This is a genomic window from Streptomyces hamibioticus (genome assembly GCF_047946815.1).
In the GTDB taxonomy this organism is placed as follows: domain Bacteria; phylum Actinomycetota; class Actinomycetes; order Streptomycetales; family Streptomycetaceae; genus Streptomyces.
Genome location: NZ_JBKKQY010000001.1, coordinates 3845023 through 3863352, shown reverse-complemented (window position 1 = coordinate 3863352; position 18330 = coordinate 3845023). Strand labels below are relative to the sequence as shown.

The following is an 18330-nucleotide window of genomic DNA, read 5'->3' as shown; positions in this document are numbered from 1 at the left end:
GGATGCCCCTGTTCACGGACGGGTGCCGCCTGCTCACGGACGGATGCCGCCTGCTCACGGACGGATGCCGCCTGTTCACGGACGTATCCGCACCTGCCGGGACTCGCTCGCCTGGTCCACTTCCGAGACCCGGACCGTCGCCTTCATCCTCCAGTCGCCGGGAAGCGGCAGCGTGAGGGCGTTCGCGCTCCAGTAGCCGCCCCGGTCGACGAGTTCGGCATCGATCGGGCCGATGTCCTTGTCGGGGAGGGTGAACGACAGCCGCAGTTCGGGGACGGAGGTCAGGCCTCCCTGGGCGGTGAAGACCACGGCCTCCACCGCGTTGTCGCCGGTACGGCCCGGGTCGAGGGTGATCTGCATCCGGCCCCGGCCGCCGGGGACCCCCACGTCGAAGGGGATCGTGGTCACGGACGCGGGCGGCAGCGCGCCCGCCGGTGCCGCCCGCGCCGCCTCGGCCTCGGCGCGACCCGGCACGGTGCTGGTGAGCAGGCTCGTGACGAGGAGGACGACGACGGCGACGGCGGCCTCCACCAGCACGGAGCGGCGCAGCGCCCGGCGGTGGACGTGCGGCGGACGGGGCTCGCCGGGCGGGGCGGATCCGGACTCGGGGGCGGGGGCGGGAGAGGGCTCGGGGGCGGGGTCAGCATCGGCGGCGGGGTCGGGCTTTCGGGCGGGGTCGGGCCTTCGGTCGCGTTTCCGGTCCCGGCCCCGGTCCCGGTCCGGCTCCGGATCCGGCTCTGGGTACGGCTCGGGCTCTGGGTCCGGCTCCAGAGGCAGTGGCGGCGCCCCGACCAGCTCGGGGACACGCTCACGCGCGGGTACGACCGTCCGGGCGTCGGCCGTCACCAGGCGCGCCGTCCAGCGCCGGGAGAGCGCTGCGGCCGCCAGCAGCACGGCCACCGCGCCGAGTTTGGCGAGCAGCAGTCTGCCGTACGACGTGCCGGTGAGCGCGGTCCAGGAGCCGAGGCCGCGCCAGGACTGGTAGACGCCGGTGACCACGAGGACGGTCACCGAGGCGAACGCGGTGCGGGAGAACCGGGCGACGACGGCGGCCGGGAGCGGCGCCGTGGGCGTGGACCGGCGCAGGACGAGGAGCAGGGCGACCAGTCCGCCGAGCCAGACCGCCGTCGCCAGCAGATGCAGCACCGCCGACGCCATCGCCACCGGCACCTGGATCCCGGCGGCGGCGTGCTCGGCGGCGGCCCAGGTCAGCGCCAGGGGGACGGCGAGGACACCACCCGCGGCAAGGACCGCACCCCCGGCCGGTGTTCCCCGTCCCGTCTCCAAGGCCGGTGCCGCCCGTCCCGTCTCCGCAGCCGGTGACGCCCCGTCCACCCGCCCCGCCCCGCGGGCAACCCCCGCCAGAAACACCGCGGCCGACATCAGCAGCCCCACCCGCACCGCCAGCAGCACCCCCGGCCGGGAGGTCAGCGTGTCGCCGAGCGCCCCGGCGTCGAGGGCGGCCGTCGGGCCGGTCCCCGCCTCGTACGGCGCGCGGAGCGCCAGCAGGGACACGGTGGCCGCCAGCAGGGTCCACCACGCGGCCGCCAGCGGCCGGCGCAGGACGGCCGGGTCGGGCGGGCGGCACAGCAGGGCGAACGCCGCCGCGCCGATGAGCAGGGCAGCGGCGAGGTAGGCGAGGTAACGGGCGCCGGTGTGCAGGCCCTTGGTCAGCGGGTCCTCGGTGGGGCCGGTGTCCGCGGAGGCGGTCGTCGCCGAGGGCCTCCCGACGGAGAAGGTGAACGCGCCGGAGACCGGGTGGCTGTCGGCCGACACCACCCGCCAGGCCACCGTGTACGTGCCCTCGCCGAGCCCGCCCGGCAGGGTGACACGGGCGGTGTCCGACCGGTCGCCGGCGTGGCCCGCCTCCCCCAGGCGCAGCCGGTGGCCGTCGGGGTCCAGGACGCGGAAGGAGTCGTCGCGCAGGCCGACGGACTCGGTGAAGGCCAGGGTGAGCCGGCGCGGGGCCCGGTCCAGGACGGTGCCGTCCGCGGGGTCGGAGGACGTGAGGGTGGCGTGCGCGGACGCGGGGCCGGTGCCGCCGAGGAGCAGGAGCACCAGTGCCACTCCCAGCAGCAGCCCCCTCCGCACCGCCCGACGCCCCCGGCCTGCCTGCCGCGCTCCCGCACATCCCACGTCGCATCTCCGTCGTCGGAACCCACCGCTCGCAGGGGGATACGGACGCGGGGGACGCCGCGCTCACCCGGACGGCCGGGCTCTCCGGGAACCGGCCCCGGCCGGCCCCCGAAAGCCGGTCCCAACTCGAACAGCCGCCCCGCCCTCGCCCCGGCCCTCACTCTCGTCCCCGCTCCAGCCCCGGCCCCGGGCCGAGCCCCAACCTTCGGGCAGCCCCGCTCCCACGAGGGCCGTGCCGTCACCACGACAGCCGTGCCGTCACCACGACAGCCGTGCCGTCACCACGACAGCCGTGCCGTCACCACGACGGTCGTGCCGTCACCCCGCCGTCCACCACCAGGTCGTGGCCCGTCACCCAGGACGCCAGCCGAGAGGTGAGGAACACGCACGCGTCACCGACGTCCTCCGGGCGGCCCAGCCGGCCGGTGGGCGCCGCCGCCCGCCAGCGCCGTACGCCGTCCGGCCACACCTCGGCCAGGCCCTGCCGGTCGATCAGGCCGGGCGAGACGGTGTTGACGCGGACGCCCCACGGGCCGTACTCCAGGGCCGCCGCGCGGGCGTGCATCACGACCGCCGCCTTGGAGGCGCTGTAGTGCGCGTGGGCGGGGGCGGGCGCGCCCGCCTCGATGGAGGCGATGTGGGTGATCGAGCCTCCGCCGGACGCGCGCATCACCTCCGCCGCCGCCTGCGTGCAGGCGAAAACGCTGGTCAGGTTGGTGTCCACCACGGCCCGCCACTCGGCCGCCGTCATCCCCGCGAGTTCGCGCACCGGCTGCACACCCGCGTTGTTGACCAGCGCGGTCAACCGGCCCCCGCCCCACTCGGAAGCCTCCGCCACCAGCCGTCGACAGGCGTCCTCGTCGGTGAGGTCGGCCCGCAGCACGACCGCCCGGCCGCCCCGCTCCCGCACCCGCTCGGCCACGTCCCGCGCCGCCTCGACCGCCGTACGGCAGTGCAGCGCGACGGCGGCGCCCTCCTCCGCGAACCGCAGGGCGATGCCCCGGCCGATGCCGCCGCCCGCGCCCGTGACCAGGGCGACCTGGCCGTCGAGCAGACCCGCGCCCGGAAACGGACTCATGGACGGCACAGTTCCGCGATCCGCGCGGCCACCGCCGGGTAGCGCGCCGTGAGGCCCGCCGGGTCGCCGTGCTCGTAGTCCGCGTAGGCGAAGCCGGGCGCCATCGTGCAGCCGAACAGCGTCCAGGAGCCGCCCGGCGCGACCCGCCCGCCCATCCAGGTGCCCGCCGGGACGGTGAGCTGGACGTGCTGCCCGGCCAGGACGTCCGGGCCCAGCACGGCCGTGCGCGCCGTGCCGTCGGGGGCGAGCAGCAGCAGGTCGAGCGGGTCGCCGAGGTAGAAGTGCCAGATCTCGTCGGAGGGCAGCCGGTGCAGCGCGGAGAAGTCCCCCGGGCGGGCGGTCAGCAGCGCCACGATCGCGCTTCCGGCCGGACGGCCGTCGGGCCGCTCGGGGCCGGCCCAGGTGCGCCGGAACCGGCCGCCCTCGCGGGGAATCGGTTCCAGCCCGTAGTGCGCGACGAGGTCCTCGGGGGTCACAGGGGTCACCGGACTCACCCCGTGAAGGCTACCCCCGGCGAACTCGGCCCGGGATGCCGGCTGCCCGGCGGATCCAGCCCGCACATGCCATCGCCCCCGGCCTCAACCAAGCAAATGCCCATCGCCCCAGGCCTCAAGCCCACACATGCCATCGCCCCCCGGCCCCAAGCCCGCGGAGGCCATCGCCCCCCGGCCTCAGCCCGCGAAGGCCGCGTGCCGGCGGAGAAAGGCAAGCTGGGCCCTCTTCTCCGGCAGATACACGTCCGGCAGGTCGACCTCCGGCAGTACCACCGCCGGTCCGGCGGTGAAGCCCTGCCTCAAGAAGCGCGCGATCGCCTTCTCGTTGCGCACGTCCGGGTCCACCACGATCCGCGTCCGGTCCAGCCCCCGCAGGGCGTACGTCACGAGGACGTCCGTCAGCGCCGAGGTCCAGCCCGGCCGGACGCCGCCGTCCCCGGCGGGGGCCAGCAGCAGGTGGACGCCGATGTCGCCGGGCTCGACGTCGTAGCACTCGCCCACCCGGTCGGCGCCCGGCTCGTACGTCTGGAACAGCCCGACCGGTTCGCCGTCCTTCACCATCAGGAAGGCGTGGTGGGTGTCGAGGGCAGCCATGTGGGCGTATATCTCCCGTACCTGTTCCCTGGTCAGACCTCGCATCCCCCAGAAGACGGCGCGCTCCTCGCCGACCCAGCGGTGGATCACCCCGGCGTCGGCGGCGGCGTCGAGGGGCAGCACGCGGACGGTGCCGAAGCCGTCGAGGGCCTGCTCGTGGACGGCGGTGCGGGCGGCGTACGTGTCAGACATCGGCATCCTTCGTGAGCTGGTCGAAGTCGGTGACCACCGGGGCGAGTCCGCCGGTGAGCCACAGGGGCTGCTGGTCGCGGTGGTGGGGCGAGCCGGGGACGCCCGAGGCGCCGAGCGGGACGACCCACAGGCTGTCCTCGCGGCGGGCGAGGTCCCAGACGTACCGGGCGGCCGGGCCGCGCGCGGCGCGGTCGGTGAGGCCGGGCACGGCGGAGGTGCACAGCACGCAGTCGTGGTCGCCGGAGAGCCGGGGCTCCTCGGCGGAGTCGTCGGGCAGCGCCCGCCAGGGGACGAGCCGGTGGCCGTCGCCCCAGGCCCCGCCCGGCGGCTCGGCGGCCACCTCCTCCAGCGCCGCCCGGATCACGGCCGTGCGGTCGATGCCGTACAGGTCCGGTGCGCGCAGCAGGTGTTCGAGGGCGAAGGCGATGCGCGGCACCAGCGCCAGCCACGGCAGGAGCACCTCCGGGTACGCGGGCGGCACGGCCAGCGCGGCGAACGCCGGCTCGGCCGCCAGGCGCCGTACGACCGCCCCGCGCACCGCCGCGTACGCCGCCGCGTCGGTGCTGTCCGCGTCCATCCGCCGGTCCCAGGCGAGGAGCCCGGTGCGCAGCGCGGCGGCGTCGGGCGTCAGGCCGTCCGGGCCCAGGGCGGCCAGCCGGTCGAGCAGGGGGCCGGCGGAGGCCAGATGGGTGTCGGTGTGGACGGCCGGCATGTCGGCGGCCGACCAGCGTTCCTTCCCGGCGAGCAGGGCGGTGATGCGCTCGGCGCGGTGCGGCGGGGCGAACTCCACGCCGAGGGGGGCGGCGGGGCCGCGCTGGTTGGCCATCACCGCGATGCCGTCGGTGAGTCCGGCGCGCGGCGGCCGGTGCCAGCCCTGCCACTCGTGGCCGGGCTCCCAGGCGGGCACCAGCCGGGTGCGGTTGGCCTCGGCGCGCACCGGCACCCGGCCCGCGACCCGGTGCAGCAGCCCGCCGTCGGTGTCGGCGGCCTGCACCACGTTGACCGGTTCGGCCCAGGCGTCCAGGGCGCGGTCGACGTCGGCGACCCGGCGGGCCCGCAGCAGCGGCAGCAGGGCGCCGAAGCCCAGGTCGCCCGTGACGCGGGGCGGGCAGCGCAGGCTGAGTGCGGCCGGACTGCCGTCGTCCAGGCCCTCCGGCCCGCCGGCGATGACCGGCCCCCGGTCGGTCTCGATCACCTCCACCTCGACGGCCTGCTCCCCGGCGACGTGGACGGTCTCCGTGTGCCGGGCCGCGCGATGCCACACCCCGTCCGGGCCGAGCGCCTCCACTCCCGCCCCGGTGCGCCGCAGCCGCTCGCTGTAGAGGTCCTGGTAGTCGGCCATGGCGTTGGTGATGGCCCAGGCGACCGGGCCGGCGTGGCCGAAGTGGGCGATGCCGGGGACGCCGGGCACGGCGAGGCCGACGACGTCGAACTCCGGGCAGGACAGGTGGATCTGCTGGTAGACACCGGGGTCCTCGATGAAGCGGTGCGGGTCCCCGGCGATGATCGCGTGCCCGGTCACGGTCCGCTCGCCGCTGACCAGCCAGCCGTTGCTGCCGGCGGTGCCGGGGCCGTCGGTGGCGAACAGGGCGACGGCGTCCGGGCCGAGGTGCGCGGCGACCTGCTCGCGCCAGAGCTTGGCCGGGAAGCCCGCGAACAGCACGTGTGTGGCGAGCCAGACGCCGAGCGGGGTCCAGGGCTCCCAGCGGCCGGGGAGGAGCCCGGTGCGGCCGAACTCCGGCGCCGTGGCTTCGGCCAGGCCCTCGTTCACCCCGTCGACGTACGCCCGCACCCAGTCGGCCGTCTCGCGGTCCCGTTCCTCCAGCGCGGTGAAGCAGCGGCGGGCGGTGTCGGCGAGGCGGGCCCGGCGGGCGAACCGGTCCCAGGGCAGGGCCGAGGGGCCGAGGAAGGACGCGGAGGTGCCCTGGGCACGGTGGCGCTCGACCTCCAGCTGCCAGGCCCGGTCCCGGGCGGTGACCCGGCCCTGGGCACGGGCCAGTTCGCCCACGTCGTCCGCGCGCAGGTGCGGGATTCCCCAGGCGTCGCGGTAGATCTCTGCGCTCACCCTGTGCCCCTACTTTCCTTTAGGTTAGGGTCGCCTAAGTCGGCGGCGTCGCCGAATGGTACGTGAAAGGTGAAGAAACGATGGGGCAGGGGCGGGGTTGGGAGGGCGCGGTCCTCAGGCTGATGCGTGCCAAGGACTTCGAGTTCACGGTGACCGGCGCCGAGGACGTCACGCCGGAGTTCCGGCGCGTGCACCTCGCCGACGGCGGCATGCTGGCCGCCACCGGCGTCCACCCCACCATGTGGGTCCGCCTGTGGTTCCAGAACGCGGGCAAGCCCCACCAGCGCGCCTTCACACTGGTCGACCCGGACCCGGCGGCCGGCACCTTCAGCCTGGAGTTCGCCCTGCACGAGGGGCGCGCCGGCGACTGGGCCCGGGCGGCGAAGCCCGGCGACACCATCGAGGCGACCGTCCAGGGCACCGGCTTCCAGGACCCCGAGCCCGCCCCCTCGCACGTCTTCGCGATCGCCGACCCGGCGTCCCTGCCCGCCCTCAACTCCCTGCTCGACGCCCTGGACACGGCCCCGGCGACGGTCTGGTTCGAGGGCGAGGAGACCGACGGGCTGCCGTTCCGCACCGACCCCGCCCGGCACGAGGTGCGCGCGGTTCCGCGCCGCGACGCGGGCGCCCATCTGGTCGACCGGGTGAAGGAGGCGCTGCCCGGCCTGCTCCGGGCGACCCCCGACCCGTACGTCTGGATCGCCTGCGACACGGTCACGACCCGGACCCTGGCGGCGTACGTCCGCAAGGAGCTGGGCCTGCCCAGGCAACGGGTGAACGCGCTCGGGTACTGGCGCGCGACCTGAGCGGGTCCGGGCGATCATCGGGGCATGGACGTCACTCTGCACCTCGCCCAGGACCCCGAGGCCGACGAACTCCTCGGCCGCAGTCCGCTCGCCGCGCTGGTCGGCATGCTGCTGGACCAGCAGGTCCCGATGGAATGGGCGTTCAAGGGCCCCTCGACCATCGCCCGGCGGATGGGCGCCGAGGACCTGGACGCGCACGACATCGCCGGGTACGACCCCGAGGAGTTCGCGGCGCTGCTCTCCGCCAAACCGGCGGTGCACCGCTACCCGGGCTCGATGGCGGGCCGCATCCAGCAGCTCTGCCAGTACCTGGTCGAGACCTACGACGGTGACGCCGAGGCCGTCTGGCGCGGCGTCGGCACCGGCGAGGAGCTGCTCGGGCGGCTCCAGGACCTGCCGGGCTTCGGCAAGCAGAAGGCCCAGATCTTCCTGGCCCTGCTCGGCAAGCAGCTCGGCGTCCGCCCGGACGGCTGGCGGGAGGCCGCGGGCGACTACGGCGAACCGAAGTCCTTCCGCTCGGTCGCCGACATCACCGGCCCCGAGTCCCTGGCGAAGGTCCGGGCCCACAAACAGGAGATGAAGGCGGCGGCCAAGGCCAAGAAGGCGTCCCGCCCGACGGGCCGGGCCGGCGAGTAAACACCGACACCGCGGAAGCGGTCGTGCCGGGCGGGCGCAGACCCGCCTCGATGCGAGAGACGCACCACCCCGGGCCCCGCACCGGTGGCCCGGGACAAGGCCGCCTTCCCGGCCGACCCGCCGCCCGGGACAGCCGGGCGGCCGGGCGGCCGGGCGGCCGGGCAGCCAGGTGGCCAGGCGGGACGGCGGGCAGGCGGGACGGCGGGCGGCCAGGCGGGACGGCGGGCAGGCGGGACGGCGGGCGGCCAAGCGGCCAGGCGGGACGGCGGGCAGGCGGGCAGGCGGGACGGCGGACGGCCAAGCGGGCAGGCGGGACGGCGGACGGCGGGACGGCGGGCGGCCAAGCGGGCAGGCGGGACGGCGGACGGCCAAGCGGGCAGGCGGGCAGGCGGGCGGCCAAGCGGGTAGGCGGGTAGGCGGGTGGGCGGGCAAACGGGTAGGCGGGCAGGACCCCGCCCCGGACAGCACCGCCCCACCCAGCGCAGCGCAACCCCCGGACCGAGCCGCCCTCCCGGGCAACGGGGACGAGCGGCTGCGCGGGCGAGCGAACGACCGGGCGGGCGGGCGGGCAGGCGGGTGAGCGCGCGAGCGGCCGGGCAGGCAGCCGGGCAGGCGGACGGGCGGGCGGGCGGACGGGCGGACGGGGGGCAGGCAGGAGACAGGCAGCCGGGCGGGCGGGCAAGCGACCCGCCGAGCAGGCAGCCCGGCAGGCGAGCGACCCCGCGAGCGGCCGGGCGAAGGACCCGGCCCCCGACGGGAATTCCGGATGCCCGCCCCGTCGGGGTGACTCCCACGGCCGGACCAGTCCAGGTGGCGGAGCCCTCCCCCGCGCGCCAAGCATGGGGCATGACCGAGCCACCGAGCGGTGCCCCCCGGGGCACGGGGGACGACGACCGCAGGGTCCACGCCCGGCACACGCCGCCCGCCGGGCCGCCGGGCGGGCACGAACCCGAACCGCCCTTCGAGGGGCCGCTGCACCTGCTGTCCCGGGCCGCCTGGCAGACCGTCCTGCTGACCGGCGTCGCCTCCCTGGTGCTGGGCGTCCTGGTCCTGGTCTGGCCCGGCGCCTCCCTGCTCGCCGCCGCCGTGCTGTTCGGGCTCTACCTCCTGATCAGCGGCGTCCTCCAACTGGCCGCCGCCTTCGGCACACACCGCACGACCTCCCTGCGCGTCCTGGCCTTCATCAGCGGCGCCCTGTCCGTCCTGCTGGGCCTGTTCTGCTTCCGCGGCCCGCTGCAGTCGGTCCTGCTGCTCGCCCTGTTCATCGGCATCGGCTGGCTCTTCCGCGGCATCACCCAGACCGTCGCCGCCGCCCACGACCCGGCGATGCCCGCCCGCGGCTGGCAGGTCTTCCTCGGCGTCGTCTCCGCCCTCGCCGGCGCCGTCCTGATCGTCTCGCCGTTCGAGTCCGTCGCCGTCCTCACCGTGCTCGCCGGATGCTGGCTCGTCGCCGTCGGCGTCGCCGAGATCGTCACCGCCCTCCGCATCCGCGGTCGCGCCCGGCAGGTCCCGCGCACCCTGTGAACGGCACCGCCTCACCATCCGCCATACGCCGAGCGAGCGGTTATCGCGCCCGGCGCGGGAGACGAGGCGCGCCGCGCGGGAGACGACCTGGCGTGAGCCCCGTACCGCATGCCACCGCCCGCGCCGGAGTCCGGAGCGCCTGGCTGCGGGCGCTGGTCCTGCTGCTCGCCCTGCTCGTGCCCGGCATGCCCGCCCAGGTGCAGTCGTCGCCGGCCGCGGTCGTGTCCGCGGAGAGCGGTGGCGGCCCGGTCCTGGAGTACGAGACCGTCGACACCGCTCTGCGCGCCCCGGCCCGCGCCCCCCGGCGCCGCTCCGCACCCCGGCGGCCCGCCCCCGTCCCGGCCGCCCCCGCGCCCGCGCGCACGGTCCCGCGCCTCGTCGCCGAGCCGCCGCCGGGACCGCCGTACTCCCTGCGCGGCCTGCGTTCGGTGGTCCTGCGCTGCTGATCGGACCGGCCACCGGCCCGTCGGCCCGACGCACGGAACACCGACCACGCAGACACCGGACACGGCACCCGCGACAAGGAGACCGTCATGCTCAAGGACCCCTACGCCGTCATGCGCGCCCTGCTGCGCGCCGAGGCCACCCGCAGCGCGCCGCCCAAGCCGGCCGAGCCCAAGCCGGACCCGCGCACCCGGCGGCCGGCCGAACGGGAACGCCGGCGGGACTGACCCGCCGGGCCAGGCGGAGGCGGCCCGCTTCCGCCATGCGTGCGAAGAGGGTGGGACTCCGGGCGGCGGGTCCCACCCCGCACCCCGACGCGGCCGGGCTTCACGCGGCGGCCGAACGGCCGGCCGTCCGGCGGGACGGGCTCGCGGCCGCCCGCCTCGGGCCCGCATTCCGTTTTGCTCGCCTTTACGACGTCTTTTTCGGCGTCGCACTCCCGCGCCGAGGCTGCGCCCGGGACGACTGGGCCGGTAGGCTTTCCGTGTGATCTTCAAGCGCATCGGAAACGGCCGGCCGTACCCCGACCACGGCCGGGAGAGCACCCGGCAGTGGGCGGATGTCGCGCCGCGCCCGGTCCGCCTCGATCAGCTCGTCACCACCAAGCAGCAGCTCGACCTGGAGACGCTCCTCGCCGAGGACTCCACCTTCTACGGCGACCTCTTCGCGCACGTCGTGAAGTGGCAGGGCGACCTGTACCTGGAGGACGGCCTCCACCGCGCGGTCCGCGCGGCGCTCCAGCAGCGCCAGGTGCTGCACGCGCGCGTCCTCGAACTCGACTGAGCGGGCGCCGGAGGACTCGGCCGACGAGACCCCGGGCGACCGGCGGCTTGGCCCTTTCGGGTTGGATTAGGGCCGTCCCGCGGAACGCCGAATGATCATCTAGTAGGCATTGCCGCCCACGCGCACTACGCTGCGCCCATGAGCATGCTGACTCCCCCCGGCATGGGCGGCCAGTACCGGATCACGGGTGACAAGTACCCGCGGATGCGGCCTCCCCGGCGGCGCGGCAGGCTCGCATTCGCCGTCGTGGCCTGTGTGACCGCCCTCGGCCTGCTCGGCTGGGGCACGCTGCAACTCATCGACGTCTTCACCGGCGACGACGAGGCGGTCGCGGCCGGCACCAGGGCCGACTGCCCGGTCACCCCGGCCAGGGCCTCCGCCTCGCCGGCCGCCGCGGCCCTGCCGAAGCCGGGCCGGATCACGGTCAACGTGCTCAACGCCACGACCCGCAGCGGTCTCGCCCAGCAGACCGCCGACGAGCTGAAGAAGCGCGGCTTCCGCGTCGGCGATGTGGCGAACGCGCCCAAGGAGTACGACAAGAAGGTCGAGGGGGCCGGAGTCCTGCTCGGCCCCGCCGCGGCCCTGAAGACCTCGCTGCCCGTGCTCGGCACCCAGCTCCCCGCCGCCGAACTGCGCACCGACGCCGCCCGCAAGGGTGGCGCGGTGGACCTGATCATCGGCGAGGGCTTCAAGGGGCTGGCGGCCAGGACGGACGCCGACGCGGCCCTGGCCAAGCTGACCGCGCCGGACCCGAAGGCCACGGCCACCGGCAGGCAGAGCTGCTGACCCCGGGAAGACCCGAGGCACGGCCGAGCCGATCACCGGAAGACCGGAGCCGGCCCCGGGACACCCCCCGGAAAGGACCGGTCCGGCCCCGAGAGACGACCGCCTACTCGGCCGATCCGTACATCCGGTCACCGGCGTCGCCGAGGCCCGGCACGATGTAACCGTGCTCGTTGAGCCGCTGGTCCACCGATGCCGTCACGACCGTCACCGGCGTGCCGGCCAGCTCGCGCTCCATCACCTCGACGCCCTCGGGCGCGGCGAGCAGCACCACCGCGGTCACGTCGTCGGCGCCGCGCTTGATCAGTTCCTGGATGGCGGCGACCAGCGTGCCGCCGGTGGCCAGCATCGGGTCCAGGACGTACACCTGGCGGCCGGAGAGGTCCTCCGGCATGCGCGTGGCGTAGGTGGAGGCCTGCAGCGTCTCCTCGTTGCGGATCATGCCGAGGAAGCCCACCTCGGCGGTCGGCAGCAACCGGACCATGCCGTCGAGCATGCCGAGGCCGGCCCGCAGGATGGGCACCACGAGCGGGCGCGGGTGCGAGAGCTTGACGCCGGTGGTCCACTCGACCGGCGTCTGGATGTCGACCTGTTCGGTGCGCACGTCGCGCGTGGCCTCGTAGGCGAGCAGGGTGACCAGCTCGTCGGCGAGACGGCGGAAGGTCGCGGAGTCGGTGCGCTGGTCGCGCAGCGTGGTGAGCTTGTGGGCGACCAGGGGGTGGTCGACGACGTGGAGACGCATGTCCACCACAGTAACCGGGCCCCGAGGGCCCGGCGTCCCCGCGCCGGGGCAAGCCCCGGCCTGCCCCTTCACTCACTCGCTGGCGTCAAACCACCCCTCCGGGGGAAGGTGGGAGGGACGGACGCTGGGTGGTGAGACTGTGGCTGACCGGGAATTCCACGACACGCCGTCGTCGGGCGAGGGGCCGGGGCGGAGGCGGGGGCGGTTGACGGAACCGGAGACCGACCCGGACGGCGAACGCCGACGGCGCCGCGCCCGGTTCCTGCGCGAGCTGGCCGAGGCCCGCGCACTGCGCGACCGCGTGCAGCCGCGGCGCGCCAAGGCGGCCCGGCTCCGGCACGCCATGCGCATGCGAACGTTCCGCTGGTAGAGCCGGCAGAGCCGGTCCGGCCGCAGAACCGGACCCGTCCCAGGGCCGGTCGGGGAAGATCCCGCGGCGCGCCGGTGTTGCCGGAACGGACGTCCGCGGGTCCCTGGGAATCCCGCGTACGATCCGCAGGTGGCGGCAACGAGTGTGCCGGTGAGCCCCCTTGGGGGCGCTTTCACCGGTGGACTCGCGGGCATGCCGTCGGACTCGCGATCGAAACAGCCGGACACAGGGAGCCGAAGGCATCCCCTGACGGCCTCGTTTCTGCCACGATTCCGAGTGGGTGGGGCTCGGAGCCCGTTCTCCCCGCCCGCTGCCTCCGCCGGGGGGACCCCCAACCGGCACGCCTATGACCAGTGGGAGAGTCACGGTGTACTTCGCCGCACTGCTCGCGCGCACCGAAGACGGGTGGGAAGCGAGCGACACAGAGCTCGACGATGTGGAGACCCTGTCGGATCTGGCCGACCTGGCCCGGGAAGCCTCTCCCGACGAGGACACGGTGCTGGTGCTGATCGAGCAGGAGGACGGATGGTTCGGCGTCGTCCGGGTGGACGGCGAGGAGGACCCTCGTATCTACGTCTCGGACGCCGCAGCCGCTGCCCGCAGCAGCTACGGCGAGATCCTGCTCACCGACGAGCTGCTCGGCCGGGAGCCCGGCGACGACGGCACCGACCTGGACGCCCTCGACCTCGACGGCACGGAGGACGGCGAACCGGAGGACGACGACGCCGGTGACGGCGCCGCGACCGCCGGAGCCGCCGAGTCGACCGTGCCGCACGGCCCGGTGGGCGACGCCGAGATCCTGGACGACCTGGGCGTGAGCGAGAAGGAGCTGCGCTCGATGGCCCATGACGCGCTCAGCGAGATCGCCGACTCCCTGGGCGCCTCGGAGGTACTGGAGACCGTCCGCTGACCGCACCGCCTACCGCGCAGGGCCAAGGAGACGGGCCGCCGGACCCGGTGCGCGATCCCTGGCGGCCCGCGATGCGGCATGCCCTCGACGAGGCACGGCAGGCCGGCCGGGGCGGGGACGTCCCGGTCGGCGCCGTCGTGCTGTCCCCGGACGGCCGGACGGTGCTCGCGGCCGGGCACAACGAGCGCGAGGCCACCGGCGACCCGACCGCGCACGCCGAGGTCCTGGCGATCCGGCGGGCGGCCGAGCGGCTCGGGGAGTGGCGGCTGACGGGCTGCACGCTCGTCGTCACCCTGGAGCCGTGCACCATGTGCGCGGGCGCGCTGGTGCAGGCCCGCGTGGACCGGGTGGTCTACGGCGCCCGGGACGAGAAGGCGGGCGCGACCGGCTCGCTGTGGGACGTCGTACGCGACCGGCGGCTCAACCACCGGCCCGAGGTGATCGAGGGAGTGCTCGCCGCCGACTGCGCCCGGCTGCTCACGGACTTCTTCCGGGACCGGTGACGGACCTACCGGACCGGCTCCGGGCAGGCACCGGACCGGCTCCGGACCGGCTCCGGGCGGACTCCGCGCCGGCCCCGGGCGTGCTCCGGGCCGTCTCCGCACCGTCTCCGGGCGGGCCGCCGGATACCGATTTCAACCATGCCGCGGCTTGCTGTAAGGTCTCCCTCGGTAGCGTGTCCGAGCGGCCGAAGGAGCTCGCCTCGAAAGCGAGTGTGGCGCAAGTCACCGAGGGTTCAAATCCCTCCGCTACCGCTTCAGAAGGGCCCCGTCGGAAGACGGGGCCCTTCGTGCGATCATGAGCAGCGCTCGTGGCACGTCAGCGACAGGAGTGACAGGGGAGGCCGCGGTGGCGGTGAACGCAAAGAAGATCGCCGTCTACGTACTCGTGGTCTTCGCGCTGTACCTGATCATCACGGACCCGGACAAGGCCACGGACTACGTCCGGATAGTGTTCGAGGGCATATCCAACGCCGCCAAGGCCATCGGCGACTTCATGACCTGGGTCGTCAACGGAGGAAAGTCATGATCCGGCACCTGGTCCTGTTCAAGCTCAACGAGGGCGTCGAGCGCGACGACCCGCGTGTGGTGAAGGGTGTCGAGGCCTTCCGGGCGCTCGGCGGCCAGATCCCCGAGCTGCGCTTCTGGGAGTGCGCCTGGAACATCAGCGACCGGCCCATCGCCTACGACTTCGCCATCAACTCCGCCGTGGACGACGCGGACACCCTCAAGCGCTACCTGGAGCACCCCGCGCACCAGGCGGGCGTGGCCCTGTGGCGGGAGTTCGCCACCTGGGTGATCGCCGACTACGAGTTCTGAGACCGGGCACCCGCCCGGCACCTGGCCCCTCGCCGCTCCAGGCGAGGGGCCATTCGTGGTTTATGCCCGGTTTTGCTCCACCCTGCACACAACACGGCGTTATGAGGTGCTTGCACACAGTGCACATGTCTTGTGATGCTATGACCGCTTTTGACGGATGAGTTGATGGATACGAGGTGGAGTTGACCGTGCCGGCCAGTACTGCGCCTCAAGCGCCGCCCCAGGAGGCACCGCCCCAGGAAGCCGCGCCGCAGCGCAGTAGCCGGGGGGCCGACACCAGGGCCCTGACCCAGGTGCTCTTCGCCGAACTCAAGGAACTCCAGCCGGGCACGCCGGAGCACGACCGGGTGCGCGGGGCGCTCATCGAGGCCAACCTGCCCCTGGTGCGCTACGCCGCCGCCCGCTTCCGCTCCCGCAACGAGCCGATGGAGGACGTGGTCCAGGTCGGCACCATCGGGCTGATCAACGCCATCGACCGGTTCGACCCGGACCGGGGCGTGCAGTTCCCGACGTTCGCGATGCCGACGGTGGTCGGCGAGATCAAGCGGTACTTCCGGGACAACGTCCGCACCGTGCACGTGCCGCGCCGGCTGCACGAGCTGTGGGTGCAGGTCAACAGCGCGACCGAGGATCTCACCACCGCCTTCGGGCGCACCCCGACGACCGCCGAGATCGCCGAGCGGCTGCGCATCGGCGAGGACGAGGTGCTGTCGTGCATCGAGGCCGGGCGGTCGTACCACGCCACGTCGCTGGAGGCCGCGCAGGAGGGCGACGGGCTGCCCGGGCTGCTCGACCGGCTCGGCTACGAGGACCCGGCGCTGGACGGGGTCGAGCACCGCGACCTGGTCCGGCACCTCCTCGTCCAGCTCCCGGAGCGGGAGCAGCGGATCCTGCTGCTGCGTTACTACAGCAACCTCACCCAGTCGCAGATCAGCGCCGAACTCGGCGTCTCCCAGATGCACGTCTCCCGGCTGCTCGCCCGGAGCTTCCAGCGGTTGAGGTCGGCGAACCGCATCGACGCGTAACCGCAAGCGTGAGCGAGGGATAACCGCCGCGAGCGAATCGCCCAGCAGGGCGGTTGCCGACATTTCCGCCCCGATAGACCGTCAGACCCCCTGCTTCCAGGGGCGATTCGTGTCTCGGATGTCGACATGTCACTACAGCGCGTTGCCGACATGTGACATTCTGCGGGAAGCGCGTTTGCCGGGGCTTCGGCTCCGGTATTCAGGTGAAGGCTGCGTTCCCGAAGTGGGGAGCGTGCGCCCCGACCGTCCCGCGACCCAAAGGGGGTGGCATGTCCGCAGATCAGGGCAGCTCGAAGGTGCTCGCGCTCGCGGAGAGCGAGACCGCGCCCGACGCGCTCGACGCGCTCGGCCCCATCGATGACGTCTCGGCCCTCGAAGCCGCGCCGGCCCCGGCTCTCCCGGCAGCTGAGCTCCCGGCCGTGCCGGCCGCCGACTTCCCGGCCGTGCCGACCTCGGCGAACATCGACACCCGCACCCTGTCCCGCTCCCTGTTCCTGCGGCTGGCCGCACTCGACGAGGACAGCCCGGAGCGCGCCTACGTCCGGGACACGCTGATCGAGCTCAACCTCCCGCTGGTGCGCTACGCGGCGGCCCGCTTCCGCTCGCGCAACGAGCCGATGGAGGACATCGTCCAGGTCGGCACCATCGGCCTGATCAAGGCGATCGACCGCTTCGACTGCGAACGGGGCGTGGAGTTCCCGACGTTCGCGATGCCGACGGTGGTCGGCGAGATCAAGCGGTTCTTCCGCGACACCTCCTGGTCGGTGCGGGTGCCGCGCAGGCTCCAGGAGCTGCGCCTGGCCCTCACCAAGGCCACCGACGAGCTGTCCCAGAAGCTCGACCGCTCACCGACGGTCGGCGAACTGGCCGCCGTACTGGGGGTGTCGGAGGAGGACGTCGTCGACGGTCTGGCGGTCGGCAACGCCTACACGGCCTCCTCACTGGACTCCCCGGCCCCGGAGGACGACGGCGGCGAGGGCTCGCTCGCGGACCGGCTGGGATACGAGGACACGGCCCTGGAGGGCGTGGAGTACCGCGAGTCCCTCAAACCGCTGCTGGCCAAACTCCCGCCCCGGGAGCGGCGGATCATCATGCTGCGCTTCTTCGCCAACATGACGCAGTCGCAGATCGGCGAGGAGGTCGGCATCTCCCAGATGCACGTCTCCCGCCTTCTCACCCGCACGCTGGCCCAGCTGCGCGAGGGCCTGATCTCCGACTGAGCACCCGCGCGACGGACGGGCACCGGTCCCGCCCACCGGCCGCCGCAGCGCCCTCACCGGACGCATGCGGCGGCCGCCGCGCGTCCGGCCCGGACGGCACGGCGGTACGGCGGCACGGCGGCACGTGGGAACGGCGCTGAGCAGGCCGTGGGCGAACGCGCCCGGCGGCTACTTCAGCGCCAGCCAGGCCACCGCCGCGATGACGGCCACGGCGGCCACGATGCCGATGATCAGGCCGATACGGGGACCGGCCGGGGCGGGGGCCGCCTGGCGGGACTGGGGGGCGCCCTCGTCGACGAACGCGCGGAACATCTGAGTGCTGCCAGCGGGGTCGTAATTGCCCTGGGGGCCCTGGTTGTTAGCCATGGCCCGAGACCCTAGCGAATCCGCGGGTGCGGCCCAAGCGCGGGTCCGGGCACCCACCGACCGCGCACCAGGCGCCCACCGGGCACCCACCGACGGCTCACCGACCGCTCACCGGACGCTCCCCGGCCCCTTGCCCACAGCCCGCGTCACCTGCACGTTTACTTTCGCAATACTTGCTTTTGCCAACTTTTTAGCGCGCACTCCTCCCTTTTATTTGCCTGTGGCAACTAACAGGTCTTATGGTTGCTCTAAGCAACGAACACGGGAGGTGCGCATGGCCGGCAAGGCACAGTACGAGGAGCTGATCCGCCAGTTCAGCGCCTTCGGCGCCGTGAAGCGGGAGCTGGGCCGGATCCTGCCGGCCGAGTGCCCCAGCGGCTCCGCCGCCGTACTGACGTTGCTCGGCCGCCACGGGGACATGCGCATGAGCAGGCTCGCGGAGCTGCTCGCCGTGGACATGTCGGTGACCAGCCGCCATGTCGCGCACCTCGCCGACCGGGGCTGGATCGAGCGGTCCCCCGACCCCGCGGACAAGCGCTCGCGCATCCTGCGCCTGACGCCCGCGGGCAACGCCCAGCTCGGCGAGCTGTCCGAGCGGACCACCCAGCTGCTCGCCCACCGCCTGAGCGACTGGAGCGACGAGGAGGTCGGCCAGCTCACCCGGCTGATGACCCGCCTGCGGGCGAGCTTCGACGACTGCCGCTCCGCACCCGCCCGGCCCGGCGCACCGCCCGTGCCCGAACAGTCCACCCGTACACCCGCGATCACCACGTAAGCAAAGGAAGTCCATGGCAACGACCACACCAGCCGGTGTGCGGGCTCATGCCAAGCACGGGGGAGGCT

22 protein-coding genes and 1 tRNA gene are annotated in these 18330 nt (G+C 74.3%); 16 read left to right on the top strand and 7 right to left on the bottom strand.

Annotated elements, in window-relative coordinates:
- Positions 1-75: 75 nt before the first annotated feature.
- From ACLGIH_RS17435 to ACLGIH_RS17415, 5 genes are all read right to left on the bottom strand, one after another.
- Positions 76-2079, bottom strand: a complete 2004-nt coding sequence (locus tag ACLGIH_RS17435) for a copper resistance CopC/CopD family protein (RefSeq protein WP_416529407.1) — start codon at positions 2077-2079, stop codon at positions 76-78.
- Between the two features lie 355 nt (positions 2080-2434).
- Entirely contained in the window at positions 2435-3214 is a 780-nt protein-coding gene (locus tag ACLGIH_RS17430; RefSeq protein WP_416526169.1) for an SDR family NAD(P)-dependent oxidoreductase, read from the bottom strand.
- Positions 3211-3690, bottom strand: a complete 480-nt coding sequence (locus ACLGIH_RS17425; RefSeq protein WP_416529406.1) for a cupin domain-containing protein — start codon at positions 3688-3690, stop codon at positions 3211-3213. Before ACLGIH_RS17425 ends, ACLGIH_RS17430 begins: the two co-directional genes overlap by 4 nt.
- A 195-nt stretch (positions 3691-3885) precedes the next feature.
- Entirely contained in the window at positions 3886-4494 is a 609-nt protein-coding gene (locus ACLGIH_RS17420; RefSeq protein ID WP_416526168.1) for a GNAT family N-acetyltransferase, read from the bottom strand.
- Complete coding sequence (locus tag ACLGIH_RS17415; RefSeq protein WP_416526167.1) at positions 4487-6559, bottom strand: penicillin acylase family protein; 2073 nt, start codon at positions 6557-6559, stop codon at positions 4487-4489. The genes ACLGIH_RS17420 and ACLGIH_RS17415 overlap by 8 nt, the downstream gene beginning before the upstream one ends.
- 80 nt (positions 6560-6639) lie before the next feature.
- Here ACLGIH_RS17415 and ACLGIH_RS17410 point away from each other — a divergent pair, with 80 nt between their 5' ends.
- From ACLGIH_RS17410 to ACLGIH_RS17380, 7 genes are all read left to right on the top strand, one after another.
- Positions 6640-7365, top strand: coding sequence for a siderophore-interacting protein (locus ACLGIH_RS17410; RefSeq protein ID WP_416526166.1), 726 nt, complete (start codon positions 6640-6642; stop codon positions 7363-7365).
- A gap of 24 nt (positions 7366-7389) precedes the next feature.
- Complete coding sequence (locus ACLGIH_RS17405; RefSeq protein ID WP_416526165.1) at positions 7390-8001, top strand: HhH-GPD-type base excision DNA repair protein; 612 nt, start codon at positions 7390-7392, stop codon at positions 7999-8001.
- An 846-nt stretch (positions 8002-8847) separates the two neighbouring features.
- Complete coding sequence (locus tag ACLGIH_RS17400; protein WP_416526164.1) at positions 8848-9525, top strand: HdeD family acid-resistance protein; 678 nt, start codon at positions 8848-8850, stop codon at positions 9523-9525.
- A gap of 92 nt (positions 9526-9617) precedes the next feature.
- Complete coding sequence (locus ACLGIH_RS17395; protein ID WP_416526163.1) at positions 9618-9971, top strand: hypothetical protein; 354 nt, start codon at positions 9618-9620, stop codon at positions 9969-9971.
- Positions 9972-10058: 87 nt separating this feature from the next.
- Positions 10059-10196 (top strand): hypothetical protein, encoded by a 138-nt coding sequence (locus ACLGIH_RS17390; RefSeq protein WP_416526162.1) that lies wholly within the window; start codon positions 10059-10061, stop codon positions 10194-10196.
- 259 nt (positions 10197-10455) lie between these two features.
- Complete coding sequence (locus tag ACLGIH_RS17385; protein ID WP_004943146.1) at positions 10456-10752, top strand: type II toxin-antitoxin system VapB family antitoxin; 297 nt, start codon at positions 10456-10458, stop codon at positions 10750-10752.
- Between the two features lie 162 nt (positions 10753-10914).
- Positions 10915-11538: a LytR C-terminal domain-containing protein gene (locus ACLGIH_RS17380; protein ID WP_416529405.1), complete on the top strand. Its 624-nt coding sequence runs from the start codon at positions 10915-10917 to the stop codon at positions 11536-11538.
- A 103-nt stretch (positions 11539-11641) separates the two neighbouring features.
- On the opposite strand, the gene upp is transcribed toward ACLGIH_RS17380, so the two are convergent.
- Positions 11642-12277, bottom strand: coding sequence for a uracil phosphoribosyltransferase (gene upp / locus ACLGIH_RS17375; RefSeq protein WP_416526161.1), 636 nt, complete (start codon positions 12275-12277; stop codon positions 11642-11644).
- 205 nt (positions 12278-12482) lie between these two features.
- On the opposite strand from upp, the gene ACLGIH_RS17370 reads away from it, so the two are divergent.
- The 8 genes from ACLGIH_RS17370 to ACLGIH_RS17335 all read left to right on the top strand — a co-directional run bounded on the left by ACLGIH_RS17370 (position 12483) and on the right by ACLGIH_RS17335 (position 17121).
- A complete protein-coding gene (locus tag ACLGIH_RS17370; protein ID WP_416526160.1) occupies positions 12483-12647 on the top strand; it encodes a hypothetical protein in 165 nt (54 codons plus the stop codon).
- 367 nt (positions 12648-13014) lie between these two features.
- Complete coding sequence (locus ACLGIH_RS17365) at positions 13015-13557, top strand: tRNA adenosine deaminase-associated protein (protein WP_416529404.1); 543 nt, start codon at positions 13015-13017, stop codon at positions 13555-13557.
- 71 nt (positions 13558-13628) lie between these two features.
- Positions 13629-14060, top strand: a complete 432-nt coding sequence (tadA, locus tag ACLGIH_RS17360) for a tRNA adenosine(34) deaminase TadA (protein WP_416526159.1) — start codon at positions 13629-13631, stop codon at positions 14058-14060.
- A gap of 167 nt (positions 14061-14227) precedes the next feature.
- Positions 14228-14312, top strand: a tRNA-Ser gene (locus ACLGIH_RS17355).
- A gap of 94 nt (positions 14313-14406) precedes the next feature.
- The gene (locus ACLGIH_RS17350; protein WP_416526158.1) at positions 14407-14586 is read left to right on the top strand and encodes a hypothetical protein; all 180 of its coding nucleotides are present in this window, start codon (positions 14407-14409) and stop codon (positions 14584-14586) included.
- Complete coding sequence (locus ACLGIH_RS17345) at positions 14583-14876, top strand: Dabb family protein (protein ID WP_416526157.1); 294 nt, start codon at positions 14583-14585, stop codon at positions 14874-14876. The genes ACLGIH_RS17350 and ACLGIH_RS17345 overlap by 4 nt, the downstream gene beginning before the upstream one ends.
- A 176-nt stretch (positions 14877-15052) precedes the next feature.
- Entirely contained in the window at positions 15053-15901 is an 849-nt protein-coding gene (locus ACLGIH_RS17340; protein WP_416526156.1) for an RNA polymerase sigma factor SigF, read from the top strand.
- 269 nt (positions 15902-16170) lie between these two features.
- Positions 16171-17121 carry an RNA polymerase sigma factor SigF gene (locus ACLGIH_RS17335; protein WP_416526155.1) on the top strand — a complete coding sequence of 317 codons (951 nt, stop codon included), beginning with the start codon at positions 16171-16173 and terminating at the stop codon, positions 17119-17121.
- A 168-nt stretch (positions 17122-17289) separates the two neighbouring features.
- Here the strand turns inward: ACLGIH_RS17335 and ACLGIH_RS17330 are convergent, their stop codons facing one another.
- Positions 17290-17487: a hypothetical protein gene (locus ACLGIH_RS17330; RefSeq protein WP_416526154.1), complete on the bottom strand. Its 198-nt coding sequence runs from the start codon at positions 17485-17487 to the stop codon at positions 17290-17292.
- Positions 17488-17761: 274 nt separating this feature from the next.
- On the opposite strand from ACLGIH_RS17330, the gene ACLGIH_RS17325 reads away from it, so the two are divergent.
- The gene (locus tag ACLGIH_RS17325; RefSeq protein ID WP_416526153.1) at positions 17762-18262 is read left to right on the top strand and encodes a MarR family winged helix-turn-helix transcriptional regulator; all 501 of its coding nucleotides are present in this window, start codon (positions 17762-17764) and stop codon (positions 18260-18262) included.
- The last annotated feature ends 68 nt before the right edge of the window (positions 18263-18330 follow it).

Excerpts from the sequence above, each read along its gene's own strand:
- ACLGIH_RS17430 (WP_416526169.1), bottom strand. The coding sequence starts at position 3,214 with ATGAGTCCGTTTCCGGGCGCGGGTCTGCTCGACGGCCAGGTCGCCCTG.
- ACLGIH_RS17420 (WP_416526168.1), bottom strand. The coding sequence starts at position 4,494 with ATGTCTGACACGTACGCCGCCCGCACCGCCGTCCACGAGCAGGCCCTC.
- tadA (WP_416526159.1), top strand. The coding sequence starts at position 13,629 with ATGCGGCATGCCCTCGACGAGGCACGGCAGGCCGGCCGGGGCGGGGAC.
- ACLGIH_RS17390 (WP_416526162.1), top strand. The coding sequence starts at position 10,059 with ATGCTCAAGGACCCCTACGCCGTCATGCGCGCCCTGCTGCGCGCCGAG.
- ACLGIH_RS17410 (WP_416526166.1), top strand. The coding sequence starts at position 6,640 with ATGGGGCAGGGGCGGGGTTGGGAGGGCGCGGTCCTCAGGCTGATGCGT.
- ACLGIH_RS17405 (WP_416526165.1), top strand. The coding sequence starts at position 7,390 with ATGGACGTCACTCTGCACCTCGCCCAGGACCCCGAGGCCGACGAACTC.
- ACLGIH_RS17380 (WP_416529405.1), top strand. The coding sequence starts at position 10,915 with ATGGGCGGCCAGTACCGGATCACGGGTGACAAGTACCCGCGGATGCGG.
- ACLGIH_RS17330 (WP_416526154.1), bottom strand. The coding sequence starts at position 17,487 with ATGGCTAACAACCAGGGCCCCCAGGGCAATTACGACCCCGCTGGCAGC.
- ACLGIH_RS17335 (WP_416526155.1), top strand. The coding sequence starts at position 16,171 with ATGTCCGCAGATCAGGGCAGCTCGAAGGTGCTCGCGCTCGCGGAGAGC.
- upp (WP_416526161.1), bottom strand. The coding sequence starts at position 12,277 with ATGCGTCTCCACGTCGTCGACCACCCCCTGGTCGCCCACAAGCTCACC.
- ACLGIH_RS17345 (WP_416526157.1), top strand. The coding sequence starts at position 14,583 with ATGATCCGGCACCTGGTCCTGTTCAAGCTCAACGAGGGCGTCGAGCGC.
- ACLGIH_RS17325 (WP_416526153.1), top strand. The coding sequence starts at position 17,762 with ATGGCCGGCAAGGCACAGTACGAGGAGCTGATCCGCCAGTTCAGCGCC.
- ACLGIH_RS17400 (WP_416526164.1), top strand. The coding sequence starts at position 8,848 with ATGACCGAGCCACCGAGCGGTGCCCCCCGGGGCACGGGGGACGACGAC.